Raw genomic sequence first — 26,846 nt, forward strand, 5'->3', positions numbered from 1 at the left:
AATAAAATACTTGAATCCATTTTCTTTTGAGATGCATAATTGTAAGTCACAATGGAATTGGTATATTTTTTTCTTGGTGATCCTAAAAAGCATTCTATCGAACATCGGCTGTTTAATACAGTTTCTCTCGTTAACGGGATTTTAAACTTATTTGGAGTTTTTGGGGTCTTGTACCTTGAAAACTATCAGATCCTCATATGTTTGAATGTCGGATCAGGATTGCTTTTACTTGCAATGTACTATCTAAGCCGAGTCAAAAGTATTTATTTTATCTTGTATTGGCCATTCAATCTCACCATTCTTTTTTACTTAGCATCGATGTGGTTTTTTAATGGTGGATCCATTGGTGGTAACCACTATTACCTCATCCCTTCTTTAGTCATCGCGCTCATTCTCATACGAAATCATAACATTTTCTTAGTGTATTCCATTTACATCTTTGTGTCAGCTTCTCTTTATATTGTAGAATACTACCATAGGGATTGGGTGACTGGGTATGCCAATGAAATGGATCGTTACTTAGATGCAGGTGGAAATTATTTGTTTGTGCAAATCTTGACTGGGATTTTGATTTTTATCTTAAGTCGAAATTTGAACATTGAGCGAAAAAAATCAGAAACTTTATTACTCAATATCCTTCCCGAACCAATTGCTGATGAACTGAAAAAAGAAGCAAGAGTGATACCTAAACGATATGAAAAGTCTTCAGTTTTGTTTTGTGATATGGTGGGATTCACTAAAATCGCAGAGACAATGAATGCGGAAGTTTTAGTCCACGAATTGGATCAAATTTTTCGCGCATTTGATCGAGTTTGTAAAGAGTTTCGTATGGAGAAAATCAAAACCATTGGAGATGCTTATATGGCTGTCGGCGGGATTCCAAATCAAAATATCTCTAATCCCGTAGATGCTGTGTTATGTGGATTAAAATTTCAATCATATATGGCTGAACAAAAAGAGATTCATCTTTTGCAAAACCGTTTATTTTGGGAAATTCGTTTGGGTATACATATGGGTCCACTTGTGGCAGGAGTTGTAGGAAGTGATAAATTTGCTTATGATGTTTGGGGTGATACAGTGAACACGGCAAGTCGTCTGGAAAGTTCTGGTGTTGTGGCGGAAGTCAATATTTCTCGTGCTGTTTATGAAGAGGTAAACCAAATTTTTGAATGTGAATCAAGAGGCTTTGTTTCTATTAAAAACAAAGCAGATATTGAAATGTTTTTAGTCAAAGGATTTTTACCTGAATATGTTAGTCCACTAAACACTAAAGAACCAAATGAATTGTTCCTAAGGTTATACAAATCAGGCGCATTGTTCTACACGAATGAATCTGAATCTAAGTAAAAAATTTTCTTTTACGAGAGAAAGAGATTTTGTTATCTTTTTTATCCTATGTTTTAGTATTTTTTTGACTCGCTGTACATCACATAAAGATGGGACTCAAACGATAAAAGAAGTTTCAATCCAAACAAAATTGGGAGAAATTACCTTCCTTACGAATGAATGTAAGTTACAATCTAAGGTTTTAGTATTCATCCATGGTTCACCAGGTAATGGGTCAGATTTTACCATGTACCTAGAAGATGAAGAATTTCAGAGACAATATTGTATGATTGCCCCTGATAGATTAGGTTTCGGGAATTCAAAATTAAACCAATTCCATGCAAGTGTAGAATTACAATCGGAAGGAATCGTTGAAATGCTCCAAAAATACTTGGAAATGGAAAAACTCTCCTTTCGAAACGCAACTATCATTGGGCATTCTTATGGAGGGCCAGTTGCTTTCAAGGCAGGAGTTCAATTAAACCAATGGGAGGTAATGAAGTGGAAGGTTGTTTTAATCTCTGCACCAATGGATCCAAATTTTGAAGAGTTAAGATATTATAATCATTTGGCGAGGTTAACGATCCTTGAATGGCTTTTGCCAAAATCTTGGATCCATAGTAACGATGAAATGTTCCAGTTAAAGTCTGATCTCAAGAATTTAGAAAATGAACTTTACCAAAACCAATTTCCTATTCTTATCATTCATGGTGATGATGATGGGCTTGTTCCGATCAATCATATTCATTATTTTAAATTGAAAAATTATCGGGGATTAGTGAAAACTTACATCTTAAAAAATGGAAGTCACTTTGTCCCTTGGACTCGGTATACAGAAATAAAAAATATTATCATAAGCGAGGACATTGAATGAAAATATTTCTAAATCTCTCTATTGTTTATCACGTTGTTCGTTTCCTTATTGTTTGTATCATCGGGCAAACATTGTATTTTAAATTCACTGGCTCAGAAGAATCTCGATATATATTCACAATTCTTGCAATGGAACCTTGGGGGAGAATCGGTTTAGCAATTTTAGAAACTGTTTGTATTCTTCTTATTATCATTCCAAAATATGTATGGTTAGGTGCTTTACTTGCATTTAATTTAATGTTAGGTGCAATTTTATCCCATTTTGTTTTTTTAGGGATTGTTGTTCAGGATGATGGAGGGTTACTTTTTGGTTTAGCCGTTCTCGTGTTTTTTCTTTCCATATATTTGTTGTATATTGAAAGAAAAAAAATTCCTTACATCAAAGATTCCTTTCCAATAGATTGAATTTTTTTCTGTAGGCATTGTGATTTTTAACTAATTGGAATAATTTTTCATAAGAAAACAAAGGAATCCCTCGTTTGTAATTGAAATGACCAATCTCAAAAATTAGTTTCCATTGTTTGAATAAAATAGAATAACTTTGTCGAATGGAAAAGTTCGGATCGTATAAGTTGGTTGATTCGCTGGTGACACCATTCAGTTCTATAATCTTAAAACCTTTTCCCTCTTGGAATTGGTTTGGATTGGAATATCGGATATCGAACCTACCGATATAAAATCCTTTTGTATTGTCTGCTATTTTGATCAATTCCCTTTCTAATTTTTTTGTGAGTAAGTGGCTTCCGTCTTGGAACATACAACCTTGTATATGATTTCCAATTGAACCAATTGGAATTGTTTTTCCTTTAGGAAGTATCATCTGTAAATTTTTTTGGTTGTTCTTTTTATGTGACTCCGATTGGAAACGGTATCTTTTATGATTCTTTATCAATGTTTCTAAAGTGGAAACTCCGTCTCCAGTGATTGTCGGAAATATTTTGTTTGTGACAGAGAATATCTGCCCACTTGTTTTTTCCGGTAAACGATAATAGAAAATTCCCACTTCATAAGGACCTTCGATCCACTCTTGCAATAACCAATCGATTGGATAGTTTTGGAAAAGTTGATTTAGTTCCGTTTTGGATTTGATTTTTTTGACAAGAAACCCTCTCTCACCTTTATCTGGTTTGGCGATAATAGGATAACGTAGATTTTCTTTTTGAAGCCAGGATTTCACTGTTTCAAGTTTCTTTTGAGTATCAGTTTTGATCAGGAGAGATTTGGAAATAGAATGTTTTGGTATGAGTTTTAAGATTTCGGATTTTGATTCACCTGCAATCCCTGATGCAATGATACCTGGGTTTGTGGCCGTTAAATAACGAATCCCTTTGTATTTGAACATGAGATAAATCAAATAGGGGACGAGCGGAGTATAAAATAGAAAACTTGGCCAAAATTCTAACCTGGTGTATTTCAAACATTGTAGGTAAAATGTTTCTCTTTTTGTTGGTATAAGGAAAAATTGAATCCCTTTGAGAAAGAAATAAAAACTAAATCCAATGAAAACCAAAATCCACCATTGGGACCTGTTTCCTATGTTCGTTATAATCCATTTTCCATAAATATATACCAAGCTGACAATTGTTGTCGTCCAGATAGAGACAGCGATGAAACTAGTTGTCAAAAAAACAAAAAATGGCAATCGAAAGTAACCACTTAATAAATAAAGGGGTAAACGCGTTCCTGGTAATAATCGAGAGATAAAAATGGAGAAGATGAAATTTGATTTCCAATGGTGATATAAATTCTGAGAGATTAATTTTTCATCCCAAAGTTTGATGTTAACGAATTTATTCAGAAGGTTATGGAAAAAAAATCCAACAAGATAAAGTAAGAGGTCTCCTATGAAAATACCAAGTCCAGTAACTGTGATTGCTAAAATAAGAGGAAGTTTACCTTCTTTAGCAAAAATTCCCGAAGTGATACAGGTGATGTCCTCAGAAACGAAGGTAGAAAAAAACAGAACAATCAATAAATTTATCACTGAAGACTAGGGTTGTTTTTTTTTGAAAATGGTCAATGGAAAACATGATTTTATTGTTTGCTTCCTCTTTCATGATTTATTCCTTTAACCTGTATGGCAAAGATTCTAATCCTGTTGTCCCATCCTTCATTGGAACGTTCGAAAGCAAATCAAATGTTATTAGATTCCCTTCCAATCTCTGACAGTATCACATTACGGGATTTATACGAGTTATACCCTCATTTTACAATCAATGTAAAAGAAGAACAGAAATATTTAGAAAGCCATGATGTTGTTTTGTTCCAACATCCTCTTTATTGGTACAGCTGTCCTCCTCTTATGAAACAATGGATTGATTCGGTATTGGAAGATGGTTGGGCATATGGTAAAAATGGAAATGCTTTACAAGGGAAAAAATGGATACAAGTAATCACTATGGGAGGTTCAGACAAAGCATATCAAAAAGAAGGATTTCATGGACATTTGATCGAAGATTTTCTTCTACCGTTCCAAAGGACTGCGGAATTGTGTAATATGGAATACCAAAATCCATTTTTAGTCCAAGGAACATTCCAATTAAAAGAATTAGAGTTACAAAAAGAATCCTTACGTTATAGAAATTTTATTTTATCATATTTAGAGGCTCAAAATGGGTGAGGTTAATTTTTTCATACAAGCAATCATCTATTTAACGAGTGCCATCATCATGGTACCCATTGCCAATCGATTAGGACTGGGTTCTGTCTTAGGTTATCTGATCGCAGGAATTGTCATTGGACCATTTGTATTTGGATTTGTAGGAACTGAAGGGAAAGACCTATTACATTTTGCTGAATTTGGCGTAGTTATGATGTTATTTGCCATTGGATTAGAATTAGAACTAAATCTACTTTGGCGATTGAAGTTTTGGTTACTCGGTCTTGGTGGGTTACAACTAATCCTCACAACGTTTTTTGTTTTGTTATTTTCAATTGGATTTCAATTTTCTTGGAAATCATCTTTAGCACTTGGGTTGATACTATCGTTATCTTCCACGGCAATTGTCCTCCAAACGCTTAAAGAGAAGGGACTTATGAAAACGGTTTCGGGTCAGGCATCATTTTCAATTCTCCTTTTCCAGGACATGGCCGTGATTCCCATACTTGCCATCTTTCCTATATTAAGTGAAGGAGAAGTACAATCTAGCGAACATGGCCACACACTTGTAGAACACTTACCTGGTTACCAAAAAACACTTGTTGTATTGTTTGTCGTACTGAGCATTATTTTGATAGGGCGTTATCTTTTAAGCCCGTTATTTCGATTGATTGCAAAATCGGGAAGTCGCGAGATTTTTACTGGAGCTAGTTTATTACTTGTTATATCCATTTCTGTGTTGATGGGTTCCGTTGGAGTTTCAGCAGCACTTGGCACTTTTCTGGCAGGTGTTGTCCTTGCCAGTAGTGAGTTTCGTCATGAATTAGAGAGTAATATTGAACCCTTTAAAGGTTTATTGCTTGGATTGTTTTTCTTAAGTGTGGGAGCTTCTATGGACCTTCCTGTTGTGATGGACCATCCGTTCAAAATTATTGGAATTGTTTTTGGTATCATTTTTCTCAAAGCATTGGTGTTACTCACACTTGGTTATTTATTCAAACTTCCACTAGACCAAAATTTGTACATGTCACTTGCACTATCTCAAGTAGGTGAATTTTCTTTTGTACTATTTGGTTATTCGGAAAGTCTCGGAATTTTTGACAATGACACAATCGTAATTCTTGTAGCGTGTGTGGCGCTCAGTATGGCGTTTACTCCCATATTGCTTCTGTTATATGAAAGAACAATTTTTGAGGCATTACAATCCAAAACACCCAAAAAACAGGGTACAAACCCCATTGAAAAGGAAGAAAATCCAGTCATTATCTGTGGGTTTGGTAGGTTTGGGAATATGGTTGGTCGATTTTTAAGGTCCAATGGTGTGGGCATAACCATATTGGATTATGATGCCGACCGTGTGGAGATGCTTGGTCGATTTGGTTTTAAGGTATTCTTTGGAGATGCCACTCGGTTAGAACTTTTGGAGAATGCAGGTCTAGAACATGCAAAGATACTTGTTGCAGCACTTGACCATCCAGAAAAACAACAAGAACTGATTCGTAATGTGAAACACCATTATCCAAATATAGAAATTGTTGCTCGCGCTGGGGATAGAGAAGAGGCATATGATTTAAAAGAAATGGGAGTTTCTTTTATTTATCGGGAAACTAGGGAAACAGCGGTTAGGTTAGGGAGTGATGTCCTTAAAATCTTGGGAACAAGGTCGTATGCTGCTGAACGGGCAAAAAATTTATTTTTAGCTCATGACGATGAGACCTTTCATGAACTTTTTTCTTTGCGTAAGGATCGAGTACAATACATAAGCCTTGCCAAACAAAGGAATTTAGAATTGGAACGATTGATGTTTGTGGATTTAGGAAAGGAAGACCAGTTAGATTTAGATACTTGGAGTGAAATGGAACGTTGAATCCAAAAAAAGATTCAAAACAAATATTTGTTAGAGAATTAGGGAAATTAGATTTAAAGTGAATTGAAAATGAAAAACTAAATATGAAAGAATTCCCGAAAGGTCATTTTTACCTTTTCGGGAATAAATTTTTTTGGACGGTTTGATTTTGGTTGGTTTCAAAGAAAATATGGTCCTTGAAGCCAATTTGATTTGGGCAATTGGTTTTCCTTTCTTTTTCATAATCATTAGACTTAGGAATCAGAAAGGAAAAGAGCAACCTTTATTTTTTAGAATCTAAGATTTGGTTCCATTCTTCGATGTATGGTTTTGCAACTTCAAGGACAGAAAGAGAATCACCTTCGATTGTAATGGTTTCGATTTTATCACCTTGGCGGATAGCATTCACAACCTCTTGGTCAGAAGCATCGACCACTGCACCAAACACTGAATGTTTTCCGTCGAGCCATGGAGTTGGGACATGGGTAATAAAAAATTGACTACCATTCGTTCCAGGACCTGCATTTGCCATAGAGAGGATCCCAGGTTTGTTGTGTTTTAAACTAGAATCAAACTCATCTCGGAATTTGTAACCAGGTCCACCAGTTCCTGTCCCTAGGGGACAACCACCTTGGATCATAAAATCTTCGATGACTCGATGGAATTTTAACCCATCATAGAAATTCCGTTGAGCCAAATTGACAAAATTGGCTACCGTGTTTGGTGTTTTGTCCGGATAAAGATCGATTTTGATTTCACCTTTATTTGTTTTGATAACAGCGCGTAATGTACTCATTCCTTTCACTCAATTTCTTTAAATTCCCCTGGCAAGTCGAAAAAAGGTTTGAGTTCTACTGGTAAATCCAGGTATACTAAATGCTGTTTTGGTGAGGGCAATGCGATGAAACAATTCTCCATAATTTTGATTCTTATGTTTGTGTTTTCTTTGGTGGCAAAACCCAACCAAAAACAATCCAAAAAACCAAAAGTGGAAGTGATCCCAAATCGACTCATTGATTACGGAGAATTCAAAAAAATTGTCAATCGTTCGGAAGGGGAAAGAGAAACACATCGCCTAACAGAAGATCAATTTTTGAAAATGATGTCGGAGGAGGGAGTTGTGGTTTTGGATGCGAGGAGTGAAAACCGATACAGGTTGTTACATATTAAAGGTGCCATCAACCTTCCTTTTACAGAATTTACAAAGGATAGTTTGGCAGGAGTGATCCCCGAACCAAAATCAAAGATATTAATCTACTGTAATAATAATTTTGAAGGAAACGAACAAGCCTTTGCTGCTAAAAGTCCTGCCGCTTCTCTCAATCTTTCGACTTACAACTCATTAAAAGCTTATGGTTACACCAATATTTATGAACTTGGACCATTGCTTGATGTAAACCAAACGAAATTACCTCTCGTCAGTGAACCAAAAGAGTCTGCACCAAATTCTAATTGAATTGGATTTTAAATCATAACGATTAAATATCGAATCTTAGAAACAAATGTATGTTACAAGGTGAGTTATTATCCGAGATCATTGAAGCGGTATCCAATACATTTGGGAATGAATTTTTAGATCGACTCACAGAAAAATTATGTAATGTGATAAATGCCGATAGTGTTTTTATTGCATTATTCGATAAAAGTAAATACGAATCCAAAACCATTTCACTGTGTTTGCACGGAAAAATTGTTGAAAATATAGAATATTCCTTGGAAGGGACACCTTGTGCGAATGTGTATGAAGCTACAATATGTTATTATCCCAATCAAGTTCAGAAATTATTTCCCAATGATCATCTATTAGTAGATATGAATATCGAAGGTTATATTGGTTCACCTTTGTACAATTCAAAAAAAGAAAACATCGGTTTGATTGTAGGATTGTATGAAAAGGAAATTACCGATAAAGACCAAATTTTGACTTTATTCCAAATTTTTTCAGGTAGGATTGCGGCTGAACTTGAGAGACTCGATTACGAAAGGAAACTCGAACGTTATAATGAAGAGTTGGAAGTTTTAGTGAAACAAAGAACCAATGAATTGGAACGAACATTACAGGAACTAAAGGAACGCCAGAACCAACTCATTGAATCAGAAAAATTGGCAAGTTTGGGTCTGCTTTCTGCCGGGATTGCTCACGAAATCAATAACCCACTGAATTTTATTACTGGTGGGTATTATGGTCTACTGGATGTTGTCGAATCAACAGACGTTCCGAAAGAAAAATTTAATTTATACATGGATGCAATTCGAGAGGGAGTCGAACGAACCACAAAAATAGTAAAAGGTCTCAACCAATATACAAGGAGTGGAGATTCCTATGATGAAAAAATCGATATCGAAGAGATGTTGGAAAATTGTTTGGTGATACTTTCTCATAGCCTTCGTGATAAAATATCAGTCAAAAAAGAATTTGGTGTAGGACCAGTTTTTATCCAAGGAAACTCGGGGAAAATTCACCAAGTGTTCCTCAACCTAATCACAAATGCTATCCAGTCTATGGAAAATCATGGTGGAGAACTGACAGTCTCTGCGAATATAGAAGGGGATTCAGTTTTCATCAAAATTAAAGATACAGGGATTGGGATTCAAAAAGAACACCTTTCTCAAATTGAAACTCCGTTTTTTACAACAAAAGAACCTGGAATGGGAGTGGGACTTGGTCTATCCATCGCCTATAAAATGATCAAAGAACATAAAGGTTCGATTGTTGCCCATTCTGAATGGGGAAAAGGATCAACATTTGTTATCCAATTTCCGAAATGGAGTCGTGATACCCTCTGATGAAACCAAAATTACTTTATGTGGATGATGAAATTATCAACTTACATTTATTTCGCGATTTGTTTCGAAAAGATTTTGACATCATCATTGCAAGCTCTGGAGAAGAAGCTTTAGAGGAGTTAGCAGAATCAAATCAAATCCAATTTGTGATCAGTGATATGCGAATGCCCGAAATGAATGGATTAGAGTTGATCTCCAAAGCAAAACAGATTCGACCTGAGGTTGTGTATTGTTTGTTAACGGGATATGATCTAACGAAGGAAATGGAAAAAGCAATTGATACAAAACTAGTGGCTCGTTATTTTGCAAAACCTCTCGACCCCACAGAGATCAGAAACTTTCTCTCTGAGGGGCTTTCGAACCAATAAAGAATTTAATTATTTATTTTTAAATTCGATTTCCACAACTCCACGTTTGGAACTGTTGATGTTTAATGTTTTACTACTTAAAAAACGGAAACTTGAATCTTTTTTATACATCAATTCTTCCGCAAACATTGATTCTTTGCCAGGATAGGTAAGTTCCCATTCTGATCCACTCATCTCTGTTTTGCGATCATTGACTTGTTTTACAGATGTGTATTCCATCAAATCATTTTTAAAGTTAATGGCATCTTCCAAAGCAAGGCCTTTGAACTTAAGGATCACAGTATTTTGTTCTGTGAGTTTAAACCATTCGTCTTTGATTTGTTTTCCCACTTTTACAGACACAAGGTTTGCCCAATCTTTTACTGCTTGTTCCCTAGAAACTTCTTGGGTGATGTCGGCACCACGTCCTTCCAAACTACCAGAACCAAAAATTTTTCCATCACCCCATAACTGGATAATGCGGTAAGGTCCTGTGGCTGCTGAACTTAAAAAATCCGTTTTTTTGCCACCAGGTAAGACAACTGGTTTTTGATCGGTCGTAGAAACTTTTGCCACAATCAAAACTTCAGCACCTGAATCTTGTGCCAAAGTGAGAAGGGGGCTTCCTTCTTCAACTGACGTAAGGTCGAGTTTTGCAAGGCTTGGATTTTTTTTGAGTAATGCTGTGAGTTGGGAACTATCCACAACTTTATTCCCTTTGGCACGGAGTTTTTCAATTAGCTCCGCCTCAGCAATGTTAGTGGCTGATCCAATCGGATAGGATTTCCCATTTACCACGGTTTGCACAAGGACTGCAATTCGGGGATTTCCTACATCATCTAAGAGTGCATCGACTGCCGTAGAAAGTTTGGTTGCTTCCACTTCACAACGGACATTCAAACGGATCATGTCTTGGGTGTCCAATTTCCATTGTTCTTCACTGATGATATCGTATTTTTTTACAAAACTATCGGTTTTTCCATAGAGTTTGGAACCAAGGGATTGTCCATCGGAGACTCCCGATTTTTCAGTGATTTGTTCTCCTACCAATTTACGGATGGCATTGAGTTTGGCGTCTTTGAGCGCTTTATTTCGGGCAAGTGCCAAGTCTCCTTGGTAAATTGGGGCCTCTCCCATGGCTGTGACCACATTGTCTGGTAGAGATGGGTTTTTTTGCGCGGAATTCGACCCAGCACATGCCAAGATGGAAAGGACTAGAATCCCAGTAAAGGGAGCAATTCGAAGTCGATGAAGCATGAAGGACATTTCTCCTTGAAGATTTGCTATATTATAGAAACATATACTTACATGACCAATTACTTTTTTAGGTTTTCTCTCTGCTTTCTTGTACTTGCCTGCCAAGGGAACACAGTTCCTCAGTTCCGTGTCCACCCTGCTGATTCTAAACTTCGTTTGTCCCAGGACATTTTTTACGAAAAAATCCTTCCGACGATGGCTGGAAAAAAATTAATGCTCGCAACCAATCCTTCGGGAATTGGAACCAATCCAAAAAAAATCATTTCCTCACTTGAAAAAAATAAAATCACATTAGAACATTTGATTGGATTGGAGCACGGTTTTTTAGGACTCGAAGAAGAGTTTAGCCAAACGCCTGTTACGATGGATTCAACTTTTAATCGGCCTTTGTATCATATCTATCGTATCAAAGATGCCGAACTGAGAGAATTGGTGAAAGAAGTTGATTATGTTTTGTTTGATGTGCAAGATGTGGGTATGCGTTGTTACACTTACTTAAGTGTTCTCAAAAGATTAATGGATGCACTAAAAAATACAAATACGAAACTTATTGTCCTCGATCATATCCATGTGGCGATGCACCTACCACCTATGGGTGAAAAAATGAGTCCGAAACATCTAAATTTTGCGGGTGAGTTCCCATCGCTTCTTATCACAGGTATGACAACAGGAGAAGCTGCAATTTTTTATAATAAAGAATATTTAAAAGAGTCTGTTAATTTGAATGTGATTCCCGTTGAAGGTTACAAAAGAGGGATGTATTTTGAAGACACTGGAATCCCTTGGACCACGCCATCACCAAACTTACCTATGGTGGATTCAGCTAGAAATTACTTATCTCTTGTTCTATTAGAAGGTGTCAATGTATCTGTAGGTCGCGGGACACAGGCTCCATTTGTTTATTTCGGTGCACCATGGATGACAAACCCTGAGGAACTTGCCTCAAAACTTAGCTCTCTTGGAAATAAATCGTATTACTTTTCAACAGTGTATTTCAAACCAACCTTTGGTCCCCATAAGGGAAAAATTTGTATTGGTCTAAGGATGAATTTGGTTCGACCCAACTATGACCCAATTTTACTTGCCTATGAACTGATCCGACTCATGAAAGAAACTTACCCAAATGATTTTAAATGGAGTAAAGGGTCAACAAACCATTGGGTTGACCAGTTGTGGGGGAACGACCATTTTCGTACGGCAATCAATGAAGGCAAAACGTATTCAGAGTTTCATAATACATACCTCACTGATGAAGAAAACGAAAGAAAAAAGATCAAACCGTACTTAATGTACTAAGGAAAAAAGAATGAATTTTTTACTTTTATTCATTTTAACTTTTGGATTCTTTTTTGTGGAACTTTTTGCTTCTGATTCAAAGATCAAATTGATACCCAAACAAAAAACTGCCAAGGTATTAAAATCAGTGGCTTATGCTACCATTCGTTCTACTGTGATGGCAACTTATTCACGTTTAGAAGAAAAGGAAACTACATATAACGCTTGTTCGGATGAATTTCCGAGTATGCCTGGTGATTTTCCTTGTAATTTGTTGGATTTCTCTGGAACAACAGACCAAGTGAATGTCCAAACTGAAATCAGTGATGGCGAATTTGCGGAAGGTCGAGATCCAGAAGATATGAATCCTAGTGGAAAAATTCGTATTAAAGTATCGAAAGAAAAATCTAGAAATCTAAATGGAAATGTCATTTTGATTGGAGAAGGGGAAAACCAACTTTCTCTTTTTTATTCACCCAAAGGACAAATTTCACATTACCATTTCCAAAATACCATCGTGATTTTTGTTTGGAACCATAATGAAGACCAACCACAACTTTCTTCGCTTTACTTTGTGAAAGTGGGAGGAGATTATTTTCCTGAAGAAGTGAAGGAATATTCTTTTTAAATTATGACAAGTTACCAAGGTTATATTCGCAAGATGTCCCATAAAGGGATAAATCCCGTTTCCTATTTTTGGGAATCCGCGACTTATACCGAGGATAAAAAACAAAAAGAAATCCAAGTCAAAGAATCCACATCCACAGAACCTGTGGAATCACTTCTTGGGAAAAAAATAAAACTGACTACGTCTGATGAAATTCGATGTTTGCATTGTGGCAAAAAAACCAAAAAATCGTTTAACCAGGGTTATTGTTTTGTTTGTTTTTCTGGCTTAGCAGAAAATGATCTATGTATCCTTCGCCCAGAAACCTGCCACCATCATAAAGGAACTTGCCGGGATGCCGAGTGGGGTAAGACAAATTGTTTTAAAAAACATACTGTATACTTTGCCAATTCTAGTGGACTCAAAGTTGGGATCACAAAAGAAAATCCAATCACAAATCGTTGGGTGGACCAAGGGGCGAGGTTTGGAATTCCGATCCTTGAAGTGAGCTCAAGAAGGGATGCAGGGATTTTAGAACATTATCTAAGCCAATTTTTGCCGGATAAAACATCCTGGCAAAAGATGGTAGCGGGTGATCCGAGCCCCATCAATTTAAAAAAAGAAGCAGAAAAGTTTTTAAACCATTTGGAGAAAAATCAATTTTTTTCGCCAATCGACAGTAAACAGAAGTTAGACTGGAATAGGTTGCCTCTTGGTGAAGAGATAGAAATTTTATATCCAATTAAGGCATATCCATCTAAAATCAAATCGCTGAAACTCACTAAAGAAACACCGATTGAAGATACACTCGTTGGAATTAAAGGACAATATCTTTTATTTGAATCTGGCGTGATTAATATACGAAGTTTAGGTGGACTTTGGATTGAACTCTCCGCGTAGGATAATTCGACTCAAAGGAAATCGAACGACTCGAATTTTATATGAGTGTGAGGACTTTTTACTCGCCGAAAAACCGGAAGGGATACCCGTTCACGAAACAAAAGATCCAAATCGAATCGATTTCACTCGATTACTCGCAAACCATTTACATATTCCAAACCTTCGTACTGTCAATCGACTTGATCTTGGAACAAGTGGAATTGTCCTCCTTGGTAAAAATCAAAATAAAAATTCAGAATTGGACAATTTATTAAAGGAAGCTGAAAAAACGTATCTATTTATCTGTGAAGGGATTCCCGAATGGAATGAATATCGTATGGAATGTTTTTTAAAAGAAGGAAACAAAGAAGTAAACGTAGTACGAAGTGGTGGTAAAAAAGCAATTACTGAATTTTCAATCCTACAAACCGACAAAAAAGAAAACATTTGCCTAGGTCTTGCAAAAATTCTTACTGGCAGGCGGCACCAAATACGAGTTATGCTTTCTACTTTAGGTTTCCCTATCCTTGGAGATTCACTTTATGGTAAACAAGAGAATCAAGAATCGAGGATGTATCTGCATTCTTTTCGATTTTACTTTACTGACTTACTTGGTGAAAAACAAATGGTACAAACGGATGTTCCAATCGAATGGAAAAGCCGAATGCCATCGATTTCAAATATTTCTATCTCAATATGAACCACAAAGAATTTCATTATTTCCTAAAAGAACAAAAATTTTATAAGAATCTCTCAAAAGTTTCTAAGTTCATATCGATCAGTTTTTTGTTGGTATATTTGTATTTATTATTTAGGTCTCGTTATACGGCAAGTCCACTGATTGTTGTGATCAATTATTTGGCGATTTTTACTGGGTTTTCTGGTTTGATTAGTTTTAAATACTTCGAAATTCCTTCGATTTTACTCAGTGTATTTGAACAGGGAAATCAATCCTCATTCTACCTTTTGAATGGAGAGGAAAAAAAATATGTATGGCGAAAGGCTGGAAGAGAAGACGAACTTCCCTCCGATCCAAACCCAGAATGGATAGTAAAAACATTACAATTAGAAGAGAGATTCCCTTGGAAAAAAATTGGAAAACTCTATCTAAGTTTTTATATTACGGTGATTCTTTTTTCCGTGTATTACCTCACTTCTGTTTATTTAGAAACCGGATTTCAAAACTAAGACAACAATTTTCCTTGTCCTAACACTTCCTTCCAAAATTCTATCCGTATGGCTTTGAATTGTGGCATTGTAGGTCTCCCGAACGTCGGTAAGTCGACTATTTTTAACGCACTCACAAAAGCAGGCGCACAGGCTGCAAACTATCCTTTTTGTACCATTGAACCAAATACGGGTGTTGTGGAAGTTCCTGATGAAAGGTTATTTCGTCTCGCTGAAATTTATAAACCAAAACGCACAGTCCCAACCATGATTGAATTTGTGGACATTGCAGGGCTCGTAAAAGGGGCAAGCCAAGGGGAAGGTCTTGGAAATCAGTTTTTATCTCATATCCGAGAAGTAGATGCAATTTGTCATGTTGTCCGTGCTTTCCAAGATGAAAACATAACACATGTTCACGGAAAGGTAGATCCAATTGAGGACATCACCGTCATTAATTATGAATTAATTTTAGCAGATTTAGATAGCTTAGAAAAACAACAACAACGAGTATCTAAAACTGCAAAAACAGGAAACAAAGAAGCTACAGAAATTTTATCTGTAATGGATAAAATATTAGATGCATTGAAGAAAGGAAACAGGGCTTCTACAGTTGAGCTATCAGAAGAAGAAGTTAAAATCGCCAAAAAATTTAATTTAATCACCATTAAACCAGTATTATATGTTGCAAATATTTTAGATTCCGATGTGAAATCCACAGAAAATCCTCTCGTAAAAACCATTTCCGATTTTGCAAAAAAAGAAGGGGCACCTGTTGTTGTGTTATGTGGTAGGTTTGAAGAGGAAATCTCTGGTTTGGACAAAGAAGATCAATTGGCATTTTTGGAAGAGATCGGTGAAAAAGAATCTGGACTTTCTCGTATGATCCGCGCTTCCTACCAACTCCTTGGTCTGATTACTTTTTTTACTGCAGGTGTTGAAGAAGTCAGGGCATGGACCACAAAACAAGGGAGCACGGGGCCAGTCGCCGCCAGTGTGATCCATTCTGATTTTGAAAAAGGTTATATCCGAGCAGAAGTAATGCGTTATGAAGACTTAGACCGTACAGGCGACCAAACCAAAGTCAAAGACGAAGGTAAACTACGCATTGAAGGTAAAGAATACATTGTCCAAGACGGAGATGTGATTTATTTCCGAGTGAATGCTTAAAAAAAAATCCCGACTTTCGCCGGGATGTATTTAAGTGTGAACTAGTTTGGAAAAAGAAAGTGGTTTCCTACAGGTAGGACCATTTCTTATCCTATCAATTGCCCAAACCTCTTCTTTTATTGCACTGTTAACAAAAAAATTACGATTGTAGCATAAAATGATAACGCCCAATTTCTTTGCCTGATTCAAAGATGGCAAGTTCTGGGCTTGAATCAAGTGTGATCGGGGAATCAAACATAGATTGGTTTCCCAGTTTGGGAAGGGTTTCCACAGGGGTTCCATCTAAAAACAACTTCGCAGACAACCGGTCCGCATTCGAAGCTTCCACAGACAAAAACACCTGGTTTTTTTCGGCATTGGGTTGGAATACAAAGTCCAAATCCCTGCCACCCACTTGCCGATGCACTCGGAAGGCACCACCATTCCCTTGGCCACGGAGAGCCATTTGAGAGGTGTGGAGGGTGGTATTCTCCCAGTCACTCATGAGCACTTTCCAGGACTCATTCCAATACTGTAGATAAATCCGAATTTTGGAATCAGGGTGGGGTAGAACCGTATGTAAGATCCTACTGAGAGTGGAAGGGTCTATTTCCTCTCCTTGGGACATCAAGTATATGGCTTCTTTGAGTTTGAGTCGGTTCATAAATGAATTCGGATCTTTTGTCTCCATAATATTGATTACCCCCCGTTAAGGCTTTATTTCCTTTGTTTGTAATTTTTTTATCTTTTCTTTGGCTCTATTGGCACGTGCAAGTACTGTCCCTATCGGAACTTCAAGGATTTCTGCAATCTCTTTGAATTTGTACCCTTTGAGTCGGAGGATGAGGATTTCTTTGTGAGGTTCGTCCAGTGCTTCAATCAGATCGTAAAACTCTTGTTTTTCTTCCCATTCAAAGTATACATCTTCTTGGGTTTGCCTTTCGTCGAGGATATCAATACTCAAATCGAGAGAAATTCCTTCTCTGAATTCTGTACGACGGATACTCCTAGTATGGGACATGCTGATATTTTTGGAAATCTCACTGAGATAAATGATAAATGCGGGTAAACTTTCCCCTTTAAACTTACGAAGCAAATGGTAGTCGTTTTCTGTGAGTTTGAGGTATACAAGTTGGGAAGTATCAACAACTTCTTCTCTCGGTACATAATGAGCACATGTACCGATGATGAGACGATGGAATTTTTGAATGAGGGATTGCCATGCTTCCCGTTTTCCAAGGAGGCAGTCATCAATTAAACTCCGAATCTCATCACTCATGGTTCTATATCAGATCCGACGGAATTTTTGCAAGATATCATTACATTTTCTAATCTTTTTTGGAAATGATGGGATTGAAAAATCGTTTTACGGATAAACTGTAACTTTGTTAGGTTATCTTTTTGGAATTGTGTTGGTCCATTGATCGAAAAACGGCCATAGTCAGAAAAAAAACCAAAAAAACCGAATATTCGAATTTTCTTTTCCTCACTCGGGATTTTTTCTAAACAGTTTGCCAATTCGTTCAGTTGGCTGAGTTGGGACTTTGTAAGATTTGGATCACTTGACCATGAAGATAAAACATCTAAAAAGTAAGTTTTCGATTTTGTATTTTCAGAAGGTAAATCAGATAAATTCCAAGGGTTCTGGCTTGAGTAATAAAACAGTTGGTAGGTGGATCTTTGATTTCCTTTAATGTCTTGTAACAAACGTAACAATAAGGATTTCCTTTTTGACTCAGGCATCTCTGAATATAAGATACGATTGAGTGAAGTTGTGTATTCTCTTTCTTTTCCAAAAAACAATACTTCATGTGATTTATAAAAATTGGAATACACATAAACGGTTTTTTCCCACTCAGTTTGAAGTTCTCTCACCAATTTTAATATTTCAACATTCGAGATTTCCGAATTTAAAATTTCCAGTTTTGGAAAAACAGTAAGATCAAAGATTCTTTTTTTGATATTTTTTTCCGCTGTGGAAAGTTCAGATTTATTTGTTTCGCTACAACGTTTGATTTGTAATAAAGCATCGTAAAATGAAACTAATTTTAATATTTCAGTGAGTTCTCGAATTTCTGAAAATTTACAAGCTTGAAAGTAATATTCATATTCTTCGTTTTCTCTCGATTCAATCTCTTTGATGATTGGAAATTTTTCTTTAGAATATGCTTCTGATTTTAAACTTGGGGAATTTTGAAATTCAGTCCAAATTGTTTCAAAAGAAGGTGCTTTTGTAAACCATTGAGGTAAAAGAGGAGAGGCAAAACATAAGATAACTAAAAAAACTAAATTCCTATGTTTCAAAACCCACTCCTAGTTTTAAATTCATAATACATTTTCTCTTCCGAAGATTCCTCGGAAAAAATTGACTCTAAAATTTCTCTTTTATGCGAATCGTCAAGTAATGCGTGTTTTGTTTCTAAAAATAAAAGCGCATTTTTCCGAAATTCAGGGTGATTGATCTTTTGGATACGAACAACCAAGGGATCTTTTGCATTGGTTCCTTGAATTGGTTCACCCAAAGATTTCTCAAACGTTTGCTCCTTTGACAATGCCTTTGTCTCGGAAGGGATTTTTGGATTTTGTTTTTGTGACTCTTTTGTAAAAATCAAAAAGAAGAGAACGAAAAGTAAACTCAAACTGATACTCAAAACTCGTTTCGGGAGTGGGTTTGGGTCAAAGGTTGAAAATTGAACCAAACTGATGGCAGTGATAATTTCTTTCCCTGATCCTTTCAAAAGATTCTTACGAATTTTCCCTAAACTTTTTTCGGTATTTTTGGATTCCAAAAAATACTTCCAAAAAGAAATTCCAATCTCTTTTGCCAAATTTGTTTCTACTGGGTATAAAAAACCAATTACTTGTTTAGCACCAGCTTTTAGAAAACTTGTTGTAAGACCAGATTGTTCTATGGAATCAAAAGATGAATAACAGCTATTAAAGAATACCAATTCCAAATGGCTAAAAGAACGAGTGGCAATTTCATTTATAGAGATGAATTGATTATCAAGGATTGGAATTCCTTTTTTTTCGGTATGACCTGCATAATGTAAAAATTTCACAGTATTTAATTCTTCAATGAACCGAATTTTAGTTAGGTGATTTTGTTTTAGAATTCTTAATGGTAGTTTTTTTTCAAGCAAAGGGTATAGAGCGGCACATTCTTCGTTCACAGTGTTTTCTAAATTTGTTTTAACTGGATTACAAATGATCAGTGCTGCATTTGTTTTTTTTGAGATTTCTTTTTGGTTTTTTTGGATTCGGATCCCACGTTTAAAATGTTTATCTTGGAAGAGGTAACCCGTCGTTGTCCTTAATATTTCCCAAGGGATGGGCGAAAATTCGGGATCAACAAGGAGTTCAATGTTTCCTCGAAATCCTGGTAAACGCCAGAAGGGAACAGTTTCTCCAAAAACGATTTGTTCTAAACTATCTGATTTTTTACCTAGTTTGTCCAAAAACTCTTCTTTTTTAGGGTTTTGAGAGAGGATCCGATCGACAAAAATCGCCCAATCATTTTGGAATTCTTGCAGCAATTGGCCTGAGAAGGGTGTTGTTTTTTCAACGGTTCCAAACTGGTTTAGTTTCTCTTCCCAAAAACATTCCCCATCAGATATCCCTTGGTTTGAGTATTTGGATATAATACGAATTTTCATTGAGTTTCTAACTTAGTTTTTGGATTAATTGTTTCATCTCGTCTATTAGTAAATTCACATCTTCTAATTTTGTAAAACTACCAGTCGAAATTCGAATTGCCCTAAGTGCTTCTTCTTCCGAATAACCCATGTATAATAATGATTTGGAAGCCTCTCTTGCTCTTGATTTACAAGAACTTCCAGTTGAGACAATCAATCCTTTTTCTTCTAGTCCTAGAAGAAAAAAATCTACTGTTTGGATGGGTAATATGAGAAAAGTTGTATTTGGTAGTCTCTTTTCTGATTTTGCTATAATTTCACATCCAACTGATTCTAAGTTTGTTTCGATACGTGTTTGGAATTCTATTAATCTTTTGTTTTTTTCGTCTAACAGATTTAGTTGGGTTTCTGTCACTTTTTGTAAACAAGAGATGGCAAATGTATTTTCTGTACCGGCCCTATGTTCATTTTCTTGGTTCCCACCACCAAATAACTTAAAGTCTTTGTTGTCTTTCGGTAAATATGAGACAGCCGCACCCATTCCAGCACCAATTTTATGGCCTGAAAAACTATACCCATCAAACAATTGAAATGGGACTGGGATTTTACAAAAGGCTTGCATCAAATCACTGATCAATAATTGGTCATATTGTTTTGTGAGAGCATGAATTTCTTCTACAGGTTGGATCACTCCTGTTTCATTCCCTGCATACAAACAAATGACTGGTTTGGGTTCTTGTTTTAGTAATGTTTGAAGATGGTTTAAGTTGATGGTTCCTGTTTTGTTTGTTTGTAATAAAATTGGTTGAAAGCCGTACGTGCCAAGTGCCGCATATAAACTTGAATGTTCAAACGGCGATACAATCACTGAATTTAGATTTGGATACATCACCCTTAAACTTTGGATGAGTAAATGATTTGCTTCTGTGCCCGTGGAAGAAAAAACGAATTGTTTTTCTTTGTGACCCGTGATTTGGCTTAAATACTTTCTAGTTTGTTCAATTTTACCTTGTTTTTGTAAGGAAAAACGAGTGATACCAGAAGGATTGTAATAACTTTCTAAATACTCACTTAAACACGATTCTAAAATCTCTGGATAAGGTGGGTGAGTTGCATTATAATCAAAATACTTTATATCATTCGTTGAATGGGATTTCATCTGCTTCTTCGTAACGACCGAGCTTTCGAAGAACGGACCGATTTAAGTTATGGTAATTTTTTAAGATATCGTCTTTTTTTCCACCTACACTACGTTCATCTACGTTACGAAGTTTTGGTTTTAATGAATCTAAGATGGTTAAACTTTTGTTATATTCCTTTAGCTTGTAAAGACTTTCTGCTTGTTTTAACTTTGATTCAAATTCATGGACGAGGAGTGCGGGTAAATTGATATCTTCCAATTCGGAAGCAAGTTGGATATTTGATGATTCTTTAAATTCTATACTTGCTTTTTGGTAGTAGGTGTTATCCTCTTTTCCAAGTTGGAAATATAATTCTGCTCTTCTAAACTTAAATTTTAAGTATTCCCTTTCATCAGCACCAACAAAGTATAAAATCCTTTCATAAATATCATCCATCTCCCTTGGTGAAAAATTTTTCATTCCTGTCAGTAAAATTTGTCGGAGTAGGGATTCTAAATAATCATTTGCGGAGACTTCTGAAAAATCACTGCGTTTGATGGAAGACAAAACAACACTTCGTTTTTGGACTGCACTAAGCCCACTCGGTACTTTTTCCAAATCAGCTAGTTTTTTTAAAACATAGGTTTCTGTTTCGACCATATGGGTTTTGTAGGCAAGTAAGATCTCACTCGGTCGGCAACTGGCCCAAGCTACGGATTCTATTTTTTTCGGTGCGATGAGTTCTGGCCCTGAAAACCGGAGAGCCCGTTTGTAATAGTCAAGTGCAGTTAAAACTGCTTCAATATGAGAGTTCCAATATTCTTTTGGATTGGGACCAAGAAGTAATTCTCCTTGAGGTGCCATTCGTTGGAAGAGTGGAGAACCCCAGTCACTTGCCTTTTCTCGCCAAGTCAGTTCTAAAAAATGGTCTTCTACATGTTCTTTGCTACGAAAATACAAACATGCCTTTTCCATGAGTGCAAGATCCAGGGGCAAAATGGTGCCCTTGGTATTTTCTTCTGCCGTAAAAAATTGGTTAATCGTCTGTAGGAAATCGGTGCCACCCTCCCTTCGACCATCAAGTACTGCATCCCCTTTGGCAATGAGCTGGTGCGCAATCCTTGGATTTGGGTAACCAAAAAACGAATTGTAGGTGAGGGTGATTTTGGCAAGGATGGTATCCTTGTTTCTCAGAATCCATGGGAAAGTGATTGCCCACACGATGAGAACAGCCAGAATGTATTTTAAATTTTCTCGGAAGATTTGGTTCAAGGATTGTCCCTGTACCCGATCTTTGCCGGAATCTACTGATGTTTCAAGCAATTAAAACTGTAAACCACCCATTCCTCTTTGTTTTCTTTTGTTTTCTTTCTGTTTCTACGACTCTCGCAGATTCAAAACCAAAATTGAAAGAATGTTCGCTCCTTGAACCAGGAGTTCCTAGCGAATACCTACTTTCCCGCGCCATCCAGGAACAAATCGATGGGTACCAAGCCAACAACCGAAAAAAGACAACGGAAGCCAAACTTTCATTTGAAACATCGGTTTCTTTTTTGGACAAATACCATGAGTGCCAAAAAGAAAAAGGCAAAGGTCCAACAGCACAAACGGCAGAAATCCAAGCGCAAAATTATTTGGAATTAACCAATACGAACAAGGCTTGGGAATGGTCTGAAATCGCAAAACAGAACTCGAAAGAAGTCACAAAAGAGATTGTGATTTTACAAATGAGAATCCGGTTGCGGGAACAAGATCTAGGTAAGGCAACTGATGTTTTAGAACATGACTTGGTTTCCTTTCCGAATGACCCAGATTTTTTATACTTACTTGGGAATTTGTATTTTGAAAGGAAAATGTGGAACCAGTCTCTCTTATATTATACTGCACTTTCCTTTGTAATAGAGAGGCGAGACAATCACTCCAAATATAAAAACATCACTTCCAAGTCACTTGGTGAATTAAATTATAAACTTGATTACCCAAAAATTGCAATCAAACGTTATAACGAATACAATTCAGCCATTAAAAATGATATGGAAGTTTTATTTCGATTAGCACAAATCTATTTTGTGTTAGGCGATTTTAAGATGTCCAAACATTATTTGGAACAAATCCGAGAAAAAAATTCTAGAGATCTTGATGCCTCACATATGTTAGCTGAAATTATTTTTTTAGATGCTCGCGATTTGGCTCCACAGTTTTTTTTGACTTTAAAAAACGAAAAAAAAATCCCCAAAGACGGAATCATTCCTTTATTATACCAATTGGTAAATGGAACAACTTTTGGTTTGGATGAAAAACTACGTATCTTCATCAAAGCAAACCCTGGAAGACTCTCCCCCCGTGTAGCACTTTTAGAATTAGCTGAAAAAAATAATGATCCAGATTACGAACAATTAAATGCAGAAACTGCTCAATATGCATATGAATATCGTCAATATGTACTTGCAGAAAAAATCTTAAGGCGGGGAATGAATCGCCTCAAAGAAAACCAAACGGAACAAAGAGTCAACTATCTTGAAAAAATATCTTCATGCCAAGAGATGTTTGGGCAATGGAACCACTCCATCCTAACAACGAAAGAAGCGATAACTTTAAGTTCTGATTTGGAAAAAAAATTCCGATTGAGGTTTCGTTTGGCTTATTTGTATCTTCAGGGAAATTTAAAAAAGGAACATGTTTCCGTGGGAATCCTTACAGATACGATTAACGAAAATCCAAATCCAACACATTATTATTTGAGAGGATTGGCATACTTCCAATTAGAAAAATACAAAGAAAGTATTCATGATTATTCTGAAGCCATTCGTATGGAACCAAACAATCCAAATTTGTATTTTTACAGAGCTTCTGCTTTTGATAAGTTAAAACAATTTTCGGAAACTGAATCTGATCTTAAAAAAACAATTTCACTCAATCCAAATGCTTCCAATGCAATGAATTATTTGGGGTATTTGTATGCGGAAAAAAACATACACCCGGAAGAAGCAAAACAATTATTAAACCAAGCAATATCATTAGAACCCGACAATCCTGCTTACCAAGATAGTTTAGGATGGGTGCATTATCGTAAAAAAGATTACAACTTGGCTTTGTTACATTTGAATTTTGCGGCTTCCCTTGCTTTGGAACGTGGATTTGAAGATCCGGTCATATATGAACATCTGGGTGATGTATATTTAGCAAAAAACGATCCTGTGAATGCAGTCCAATTTTATAAACTTTCGCTTTCAAAAGACAAACAAACGTCTAACAAGGACTTGGTTTCCAAAATCAAAAGAGTCCAAAAGGAAATATCTGAATGATGGTTCGTGTCGTAATTTTTGTTTTCATTTTATTTTTTGGTTCGTGCCAATCTACAGAGGTTGAAGATCCAAATTTTTTAGGAAAGGCGGAAGGTAAATATTTACCAGCAAAGGATACTTCTTCCCAAACATTTTTAAAACAAGTTTTAGATAAAAATCCAGATTTTCCGAGTTTTAAATCTGATTTCTCAATGCAAATCCAAACCTTTGTTCCCAAAAAGGATAATGTTTACTTAGATGGGAAGGTTTACTTTTCAAAAGAAACAAAACAAGTGAAAATCCAATTGATGGATAGTTTTTTTGGAATGGTATTTTCGGAACTCATTGCAAACGCCGATCAAATCCAACTGAAACCAACCAGCACAAAAGAAATCCAAACTCTTCCTATGGGTGATATCCTCATCCAAGATCCAAACTCAGGCAAAAAATATACAATTCCCTTTCCTGTGATTTATTCTTACCTAACAGGAAATTATATAAACGAAATCCAAAACCAAAAAGCTAGGTTTAATACAAATGATTCTCGTGTCTATCTCACAAAACAAGATGGTGAATATGAATATTTTTTTACAGAAGGGAATTTGGATCGATTAGAGTTAACGAGTGGTAAACGTGGATTAAAGGCCATTGCAATTGTCAAATCCAATCAAAAACAAACGCATCCTCCCAAAGAAATCACAACAAAAGTGGTAAGTCTTGATACTGAAAAAGAAAATGTCCTCATCCAAATCAAATTGAAAAAATCACAAATCACCGAAGTATCCTCACAAGTATTTCGATTCTAAGAGATGAAACTTCGTTTTTTCTTTTTAGTATTTTTTTTCCCGATCCTTGTTTTTGCTTTGGATCTTCCTGAAATACAAGAAGAACCACTCGAATTACCTAAATCATTTTTCTACCAATTTCAAACGGAAACTGGCGAATCAATTTCGTATCCAAGTTCAACAAAACTCTGGTTCGGTGGGGATGTAATGTTCAATTGGGGTGTCCGCGATTCTATGCGTTCAGAGGATGTGTTTTTTCCTTTTCGAAGTTTTTTTCAATTCCTAGATCAATTTGACTTTCGTTTCATCAATTTAGAAACTCCTATTTTACACAAAACACCCACTGCTGACCAAAGAAAATCCTATGTTTTTTATGGAGAACGAAGGGACTTAACCGTTTTACGTTCATTAGGTATTGATGGGGTATTTCTCGGGAATAACCATACAATGGATTTTGGTGAAAATGGTCTCTTTGAAACCTTAAACCTCTTAGATGAATTTAAAATCTTACATACAGGCGCCGGAAAAAATACAGACCATGCCTTACAACCTATACTTGTAAAAAAAGGGAATACCGAGTTTCGATTGTTTTCTTTTTCGGATACGGGCGAAACTCGGCTTTTTTCGGGAACTAATTCACCAGGAGCAGCTTACTTCCGGGTTGCCACTGCAGAAAAGCTCATCAAAAAAACAAAACCAAATCAAGTGAATATCTTATCTGTACATTGGGGAGTGGAATACAACCCAACACCAATGGATACGGAACGAAACGCAGCAAAATATTTAATTAATGCCGGTTATAAAGTAATCATCGGACACCACCCTCATGTTCCTCAAGGGATTGAAGTGTTTCCAAAAGGCATTGTTGTGTATTCACTTGGGAATTTTTTCTTCGGCTCTAAAAACCAATATTTAAAACACAATATATCGATAGTTACACATTTTGACGGCGACAAACTGTTGTTTGTGGAAGTGATCCCTGTGTTTGGCAAACACCAAAGTTTACCTGGAGATCATTATTTTTTCCCACTAGGACCAAAAGAAGCTGAAAGTTTTTTAAAGGAGTATGCAATCCTTTGTAAACAACTCGGAACTGATTTGGTGATTTCAGGGGGAAGGGGTTATGTTTTTTTTGAAAAGGAACTAAAGGCCAAACTAAAACCGTAGTGAAACCAACTGCAAACAAGACCCAGAGCAAAAAAAGGAAAACTGAGTTCGAGTAAATTGGTTCGAATGATGGAAAACATCTGAAGAAAGAATCCAGTAAAAAATAGGAGTGCTGCGCTTCGAAGGATCCAACCTTTTTCGTATAACCAAAAATAAACAGAAACAATTGCTACATAAGAAAACAAACAAAACCATTTGAGTTGTGAAGTGGGTTTTAAGTATTCCAATGAAGGTGTCATTTCTTCTACTGTTTTGGCATCTAACACATTCAAAATCAGAATATTTTCGATGAGGTCTGCAAACCCTGCTATTACAAGTAGTAGGATCATACCCATAAAAATTTTCAAAAAAATGGGTCGAACTTTACGCCCCGCATAATGACCAGTATACGTTAAAAAAGCTAGGTAACAAAAAATAAATCCAAAATCCAAATAATGCACGCGACGGTATTCGGTTGACAAATGGAAAAATTCAATTGTATCAGGAATCCCAATTAGGTCTTGGACATGTTTCGGAGTTTCGGCCATTTCGAGGCCGAGCAGGGTGGATTCAAATCCGGAATGGTTATCGAGTGCGGGTTCTTTTGGGGTGATATGGTTTAGAAAACCAGCATACAGAGCTAAAAATAGACCAAGGCCAAGGCCCCAAACTTCAGGAAAATTTGATTTTTCACCCATAAAAATGTTAGAAATTCCATAGAATTAGATGGGATTCAGAGCTCCAAGAAGAAATTCCATTGACCCTA

The 26,846-nt window shown here is 36.3% G+C and carries 27 protein-coding genes; 17 read left to right on the forward strand and 10 right to left on the reverse strand.

From position 1 onward, the window contains the following. Positions 1 to 51 precede the first annotated feature (51 nt). The 3 genes from EHQ43_RS17790 to EHQ43_RS17800 are packed head-to-tail and all read left to right on the forward strand — an operon-like array spanning position 52 to position 2,604. The gene (locus EHQ43_RS17790; protein WP_135771919.1) at positions 52 to 1,347 is read left to right on the forward strand and encodes an adenylate/guanylate cyclase domain-containing protein; all 1,296 of its coding nucleotides are present in this window, start codon (positions 52 to 54) and stop codon (positions 1,345 to 1,347) included. Further along, complete coding sequence (locus tag EHQ43_RS17795; RefSeq protein ID WP_135771920.1) at positions 1,328 to 2,200, forward strand: alpha/beta fold hydrolase; 873 nt, start codon at positions 1,328 to 1,330, stop codon at positions 2,198 to 2,200. Before EHQ43_RS17790 ends, EHQ43_RS17795 begins: the two co-directional genes overlap by 20 nt. Continuing rightward, positions 2,197 to 2,604: a DoxX family protein gene (locus tag EHQ43_RS17800; protein WP_135754375.1), complete on the forward strand. Its 408-nt coding sequence runs from the start codon at positions 2,197 to 2,199 to the stop codon at positions 2,602 to 2,604. The genes EHQ43_RS17795 and EHQ43_RS17800 overlap by 4 nt, the downstream gene beginning before the upstream one ends. Here EHQ43_RS17800 and EHQ43_RS17805 read toward each other — a convergent pair. Beyond that, the gene (locus tag EHQ43_RS17805) at positions 2,579 to 4,171 is read right to left on the reverse strand and encodes a DedA family protein (protein ID WP_244242889.1); all 1,593 of its coding nucleotides are present in this window, start codon (positions 4,169 to 4,171) and stop codon (positions 2,579 to 2,581) included. The genes EHQ43_RS17800 and EHQ43_RS17805 overlap by 26 nt on opposite strands. Before the next feature lie 105 nt (positions 4,172 to 4,276). Between EHQ43_RS17805 and EHQ43_RS17810 the strand changes: the two genes are divergently transcribed. Continuing rightward, positions 4,277 to 4,819, forward strand: a complete 543-nt coding sequence (locus tag EHQ43_RS17810; protein WP_135771922.1) for an NAD(P)H-dependent oxidoreductase — start codon at positions 4,277 to 4,279, stop codon at positions 4,817 to 4,819. Next, positions 4,812 to 6,665 carry a monovalent cation:proton antiporter-2 (CPA2) family protein gene (locus tag EHQ43_RS17815; protein ID WP_135771923.1) on the forward strand — a complete coding sequence of 618 codons (1,854 nt, stop codon included), beginning with the start codon at positions 4,812 to 4,814 and terminating at the stop codon, positions 6,663 to 6,665. Before EHQ43_RS17810 ends, EHQ43_RS17815 begins: the two co-directional genes overlap by 8 nt. 262 nt (positions 6,666 to 6,927) lie before the next feature. On the opposite strand, the gene EHQ43_RS17825 is transcribed toward EHQ43_RS17815, so the two are convergent. Next, positions 6,928 to 7,440 carry a peptidylprolyl isomerase gene (locus EHQ43_RS17825; RefSeq protein ID WP_135742348.1) on the reverse strand — a complete coding sequence of 171 codons (513 nt, stop codon included), beginning with the start codon at positions 7,438 to 7,440 and terminating at the stop codon, positions 6,928 to 6,930. Positions 7,441 to 7,545: 105 nt separating this feature from the next. Here EHQ43_RS17825 and EHQ43_RS17830 point away from each other — a divergent pair, with 105 nt between their 5' ends. From EHQ43_RS17830 to EHQ43_RS17840, 3 genes are read left to right on the forward strand one after another with little or no spacing between them, the layout of a single operon-like run. Continuing rightward, a complete protein-coding gene (locus EHQ43_RS17830) occupies positions 7,546 to 8,100 on the forward strand; it encodes a rhodanese-like domain-containing protein (protein ID WP_135771925.1) in 555 nt (184 codons plus the stop codon). A 50-nt stretch (positions 8,101 to 8,150) separates the two neighbouring features. After that, a complete protein-coding gene (locus EHQ43_RS17835; RefSeq protein WP_135771926.1) occupies positions 8,151 to 9,431 on the forward strand; it encodes a GAF domain-containing sensor histidine kinase in 1,281 nt (426 codons plus the stop codon). Further along, positions 9,431 to 9,799 (forward strand): response regulator, encoded by a 369-nt coding sequence (locus EHQ43_RS17840; RefSeq protein ID WP_135742345.1) that lies wholly within the window; start codon positions 9,431 to 9,433, stop codon positions 9,797 to 9,799. Before EHQ43_RS17835 ends, EHQ43_RS17840 begins: the two co-directional genes overlap by 1 nt. A 9-nt stretch (positions 9,800 to 9,808) precedes the next feature. On the opposite strand, the gene EHQ43_RS17845 is transcribed toward EHQ43_RS17840, so the two are convergent. Then, positions 9,809 to 11,035, reverse strand: coding sequence for a lipoprotein LipL46 (locus tag EHQ43_RS17845; RefSeq protein WP_135742344.1), 1,227 nt, complete (start codon positions 11,033 to 11,035; stop codon positions 9,809 to 9,811). Between the two features lie 51 nt (positions 11,036 to 11,086). On the opposite strand from EHQ43_RS17845, the gene EHQ43_RS17850 reads away from it, so the two are divergent. From EHQ43_RS17850 to ychF, 6 genes are read left to right on the forward strand one after another with little or no spacing between them, the layout of a single operon-like run. After that, entirely contained in the window at positions 11,087 to 12,331 is a 1,245-nt protein-coding gene (locus EHQ43_RS17850) for an exo-beta-N-acetylmuramidase NamZ family protein (RefSeq protein ID WP_135771927.1), read from the forward strand. A gap of 10 nt (positions 12,332 to 12,341) precedes the next feature. Continuing rightward, entirely contained in the window at positions 12,342 to 12,938 is a 597-nt protein-coding gene (locus tag EHQ43_RS17855; RefSeq protein WP_135742342.1) for an LIC_11883 family protein, read from the forward strand. A 3-nt stretch (positions 12,939 to 12,941) separates the two neighbouring features. After that, on the forward strand, positions 12,942 to 13,817 hold the full coding sequence (locus EHQ43_RS17860; RefSeq protein ID WP_135754369.1) for a DUF2797 domain-containing protein: 876 nt from the start codon (positions 12,942 to 12,944) through the stop codon (positions 13,815 to 13,817). Then, positions 13,801 to 14,496, forward strand: coding sequence for an RluA family pseudouridine synthase (locus EHQ43_RS17865; RefSeq protein ID WP_135742340.1), 696 nt, complete (start codon positions 13,801 to 13,803; stop codon positions 14,494 to 14,496). Before EHQ43_RS17860 ends, EHQ43_RS17865 begins: the two co-directional genes overlap by 17 nt. Next, positions 14,493 to 14,984: a hypothetical protein gene (locus EHQ43_RS17870; protein ID WP_135771928.1), complete on the forward strand. Its 492-nt coding sequence runs from the start codon at positions 14,493 to 14,495 to the stop codon at positions 14,982 to 14,984. Before EHQ43_RS17865 ends, EHQ43_RS17870 begins: the two co-directional genes overlap by 4 nt. Positions 14,985 to 15,032: 48 nt before the next feature. Then, on the forward strand, positions 15,033 to 16,130 hold the full coding sequence (ychF, locus tag EHQ43_RS17875) for a redox-regulated ATPase YchF (RefSeq protein ID WP_135742338.1): 1,098 nt from the start codon (positions 15,033 to 15,035) through the stop codon (positions 16,128 to 16,130). A 139-nt stretch (positions 16,131 to 16,269) separates the two neighbouring features. On the opposite strand, the gene EHQ43_RS17880 is transcribed toward ychF, so the two are convergent. The 6 genes from EHQ43_RS17880 to EHQ43_RS17905 are packed head-to-tail and all read right to left on the reverse strand — an operon-like array spanning position 16,270 to position 22,137. After that, positions 16,270 to 16,800: a hypothetical protein gene (locus EHQ43_RS17880; RefSeq protein ID WP_135742337.1), complete on the reverse strand. Its 531-nt coding sequence runs from the start codon at positions 16,798 to 16,800 to the stop codon at positions 16,270 to 16,272. A gap of 18 nt (positions 16,801 to 16,818) precedes the next feature. Continuing rightward, a complete protein-coding gene (locus tag EHQ43_RS17885; RefSeq protein ID WP_135742336.1) occupies positions 16,819 to 17,388 on the reverse strand; it encodes an RNA polymerase sigma factor in 570 nt (189 codons plus the stop codon). Then, positions 17,385 to 18,413: a hypothetical protein gene (locus EHQ43_RS17890; RefSeq protein ID WP_135742335.1), complete on the reverse strand. Its 1,029-nt coding sequence runs from the start codon at positions 18,411 to 18,413 to the stop codon at positions 17,385 to 17,387. The genes EHQ43_RS17885 and EHQ43_RS17890 overlap by 4 nt, the downstream gene beginning before the upstream one ends. Next, positions 18,410 to 19,765: a CHAT domain-containing protein gene (locus EHQ43_RS17895; protein WP_135742334.1), complete on the reverse strand. Its 1,356-nt coding sequence runs from the start codon at positions 19,763 to 19,765 to the stop codon at positions 18,410 to 18,412. Before EHQ43_RS17895 ends, EHQ43_RS17890 begins: the two co-directional genes overlap by 4 nt. Positions 19,766 to 19,772: 7 nt before the next feature. Continuing rightward, on the reverse strand, positions 19,773 to 20,903 hold the full coding sequence (locus tag EHQ43_RS17900; RefSeq protein ID WP_135754365.1) for a cysteine desulfurase family protein: 1,131 nt from the start codon (positions 20,901 to 20,903) through the stop codon (positions 19,773 to 19,775). Next, positions 20,881 to 22,137, reverse strand: coding sequence for a hypothetical protein (locus EHQ43_RS17905; protein ID WP_135742332.1), 1,257 nt, complete (start codon positions 22,135 to 22,137; stop codon positions 20,881 to 20,883). Before EHQ43_RS17905 ends, EHQ43_RS17900 begins: the two co-directional genes overlap by 23 nt. A gap of 38 nt (positions 22,138 to 22,175) precedes the next feature. On the opposite strand from EHQ43_RS17905, the gene EHQ43_RS17910 reads away from it, so the two are divergent. Genes EHQ43_RS17910 through EHQ43_RS17920 form a run of 3 tightly spaced genes read left to right on the forward strand, consistent with a single transcriptional unit; the run spans position 22,176 to position 26,101 of the window. Further along, on the forward strand, positions 22,176 to 24,170 hold the full coding sequence (locus tag EHQ43_RS17910; RefSeq protein WP_135771929.1) for a tetratricopeptide repeat protein: 1,995 nt from the start codon (positions 22,176 to 22,178) through the stop codon (positions 24,168 to 24,170). Continuing rightward, a complete protein-coding gene (locus EHQ43_RS17915) occupies positions 24,170 to 24,955 on the forward strand; it encodes a hypothetical protein (RefSeq protein ID WP_425269666.1) in 786 nt (261 codons plus the stop codon). The genes EHQ43_RS17910 and EHQ43_RS17915 overlap by 1 nt, the downstream gene beginning before the upstream one ends. Before the next feature lie 3 nt (positions 24,956 to 24,958). Continuing rightward, positions 24,959 to 26,101, forward strand: a complete 1,143-nt coding sequence (locus EHQ43_RS17920) for a CapA family protein (RefSeq protein ID WP_135771931.1) — start codon at positions 24,959 to 24,961, stop codon at positions 26,099 to 26,101. Here the strand turns inward: EHQ43_RS17920 and EHQ43_RS17925 are convergent. Beyond that, positions 26,056 to 26,778 (reverse strand): hypothetical protein, encoded by a 723-nt coding sequence (locus EHQ43_RS17925; protein WP_135742328.1) that lies wholly within the window; start codon positions 26,776 to 26,778, stop codon positions 26,056 to 26,058. The genes EHQ43_RS17920 and EHQ43_RS17925 overlap by 46 nt on opposite strands. Positions 26,779 to 26,846 lie beyond the last annotated feature (68 nt).

The sequence above is a fragment of the Leptospira bouyouniensis genome (assembly GCF_004769525.1).
GTDB classification, from domain to species: domain Bacteria; phylum Spirochaetota; class Leptospiria; order Leptospirales; family Leptospiraceae; genus Leptospira_A; species Leptospira_A bouyouniensis.

Coding starts and splice junctions, on each gene's coding strand:
- EHQ43_RS17790 (WP_135771919.1), top strand. CDS start 52: ATGGAATTGGTATATTTTTTTCTTGGTGATCCTAAAAAGCATTCTATC.
- EHQ43_RS17795 (WP_135771920.1), top strand. CDS start 1,328: ATGAATCTGAATCTAAGTAAAAAATTTTCTTTTACGAGAGAAAGAGAT.
- EHQ43_RS17800 (WP_135754375.1), top strand. CDS start 2,197: ATGAAAATATTTCTAAATCTCTCTATTGTTTATCACGTTGTTCGTTTC.
- EHQ43_RS17810 (WP_135771922.1), top strand. CDS start 4,277: ATGGCAAAGATTCTAATCCTGTTGTCCCATCCTTCATTGGAACGTTCG.
- EHQ43_RS17815 (WP_135771923.1), top strand. CDS start 4,812: ATGGGTGAGGTTAATTTTTTCATACAAGCAATCATCTATTTAACGAGT.
- EHQ43_RS17825 (WP_135742348.1), bottom strand. CDS start 7,440: ATGAGTACATTACGCGCTGTTATCAAAACAAATAAAGGTGAAATCAAA.
- EHQ43_RS17830 (WP_135771925.1), top strand. CDS start 7,546: ATGAAACAATTCTCCATAATTTTGATTCTTATGTTTGTGTTTTCTTTG.
- EHQ43_RS17835 (WP_135771926.1), top strand. CDS start 8,151: ATGTTACAAGGTGAGTTATTATCCGAGATCATTGAAGCGGTATCCAAT.
- EHQ43_RS17840 (WP_135742345.1), top strand. CDS start 9,431: ATGAAACCAAAATTACTTTATGTGGATGATGAAATTATCAACTTACAT.
- EHQ43_RS17845 (WP_135742344.1), bottom strand. CDS start 11,035: ATGCTTCATCGACTTCGAATTGCTCCCTTTACTGGGATTCTAGTCCTT.
- EHQ43_RS17850 (WP_135771927.1), top strand. CDS start 11,087: ATGACCAATTACTTTTTTAGGTTTTCTCTCTGCTTTCTTGTACTTGCC.
- EHQ43_RS17855 (WP_135742342.1), top strand. CDS start 12,342: ATGAATTTTTTACTTTTATTCATTTTAACTTTTGGATTCTTTTTTGTG.
- EHQ43_RS17860 (WP_135754369.1), top strand. CDS start 12,942: ATGACAAGTTACCAAGGTTATATTCGCAAGATGTCCCATAAAGGGATA.
- EHQ43_RS17870 (WP_135771928.1), top strand. CDS start 14,493: ATGAACCACAAAGAATTTCATTATTTCCTAAAAGAACAAAAATTTTAT.
- ychF (WP_135742338.1), top strand. CDS start 15,033: ATGGCTTTGAATTGTGGCATTGTAGGTCTCCCGAACGTCGGTAAGTCG.
- EHQ43_RS17880 (WP_135742337.1), bottom strand. CDS start 16,800: ATGGAGACAAAAGATCCGAATTCATTTATGAACCGACTCAAACTCAAA.
- EHQ43_RS17885 (WP_135742336.1), bottom strand. CDS start 17,388: ATGAGTGATGAGATTCGGAGTTTAATTGATGACTGCCTCCTTGGAAAA.
- EHQ43_RS17895 (WP_135742334.1), bottom strand. CDS start 19,765: ATGAAAATTCGTATTATATCCAAATACTCAAACCAAGGGATATCTGAT.
- EHQ43_RS17900 (WP_135754365.1), bottom strand. CDS start 20,903: ATGAAATCCCATTCAACGAATGATATAAAGTATTTTGATTATAATGCA.
- EHQ43_RS17910 (WP_135771929.1), top strand. CDS start 22,176: ATGTTTCAAGCAATTAAAACTGTAAACCACCCATTCCTCTTTGTTTTC.
- EHQ43_RS17915 (WP_425269666.1), top strand. CDS start 24,170: ATGGTTCGTGTCGTAATTTTTGTTTTCATTTTATTTTTTGGTTCGTGC.
- EHQ43_RS17920 (WP_135771931.1), top strand. CDS start 24,959: ATGAAACTTCGTTTTTTCTTTTTAGTATTTTTTTTCCCGATCCTTGTT.
- EHQ43_RS17925 (WP_135742328.1), bottom strand. CDS start 26,778: ATGGGTGAAAAATCAAATTTTCCTGAAGTTTGGGGCCTTGGCCTTGGT.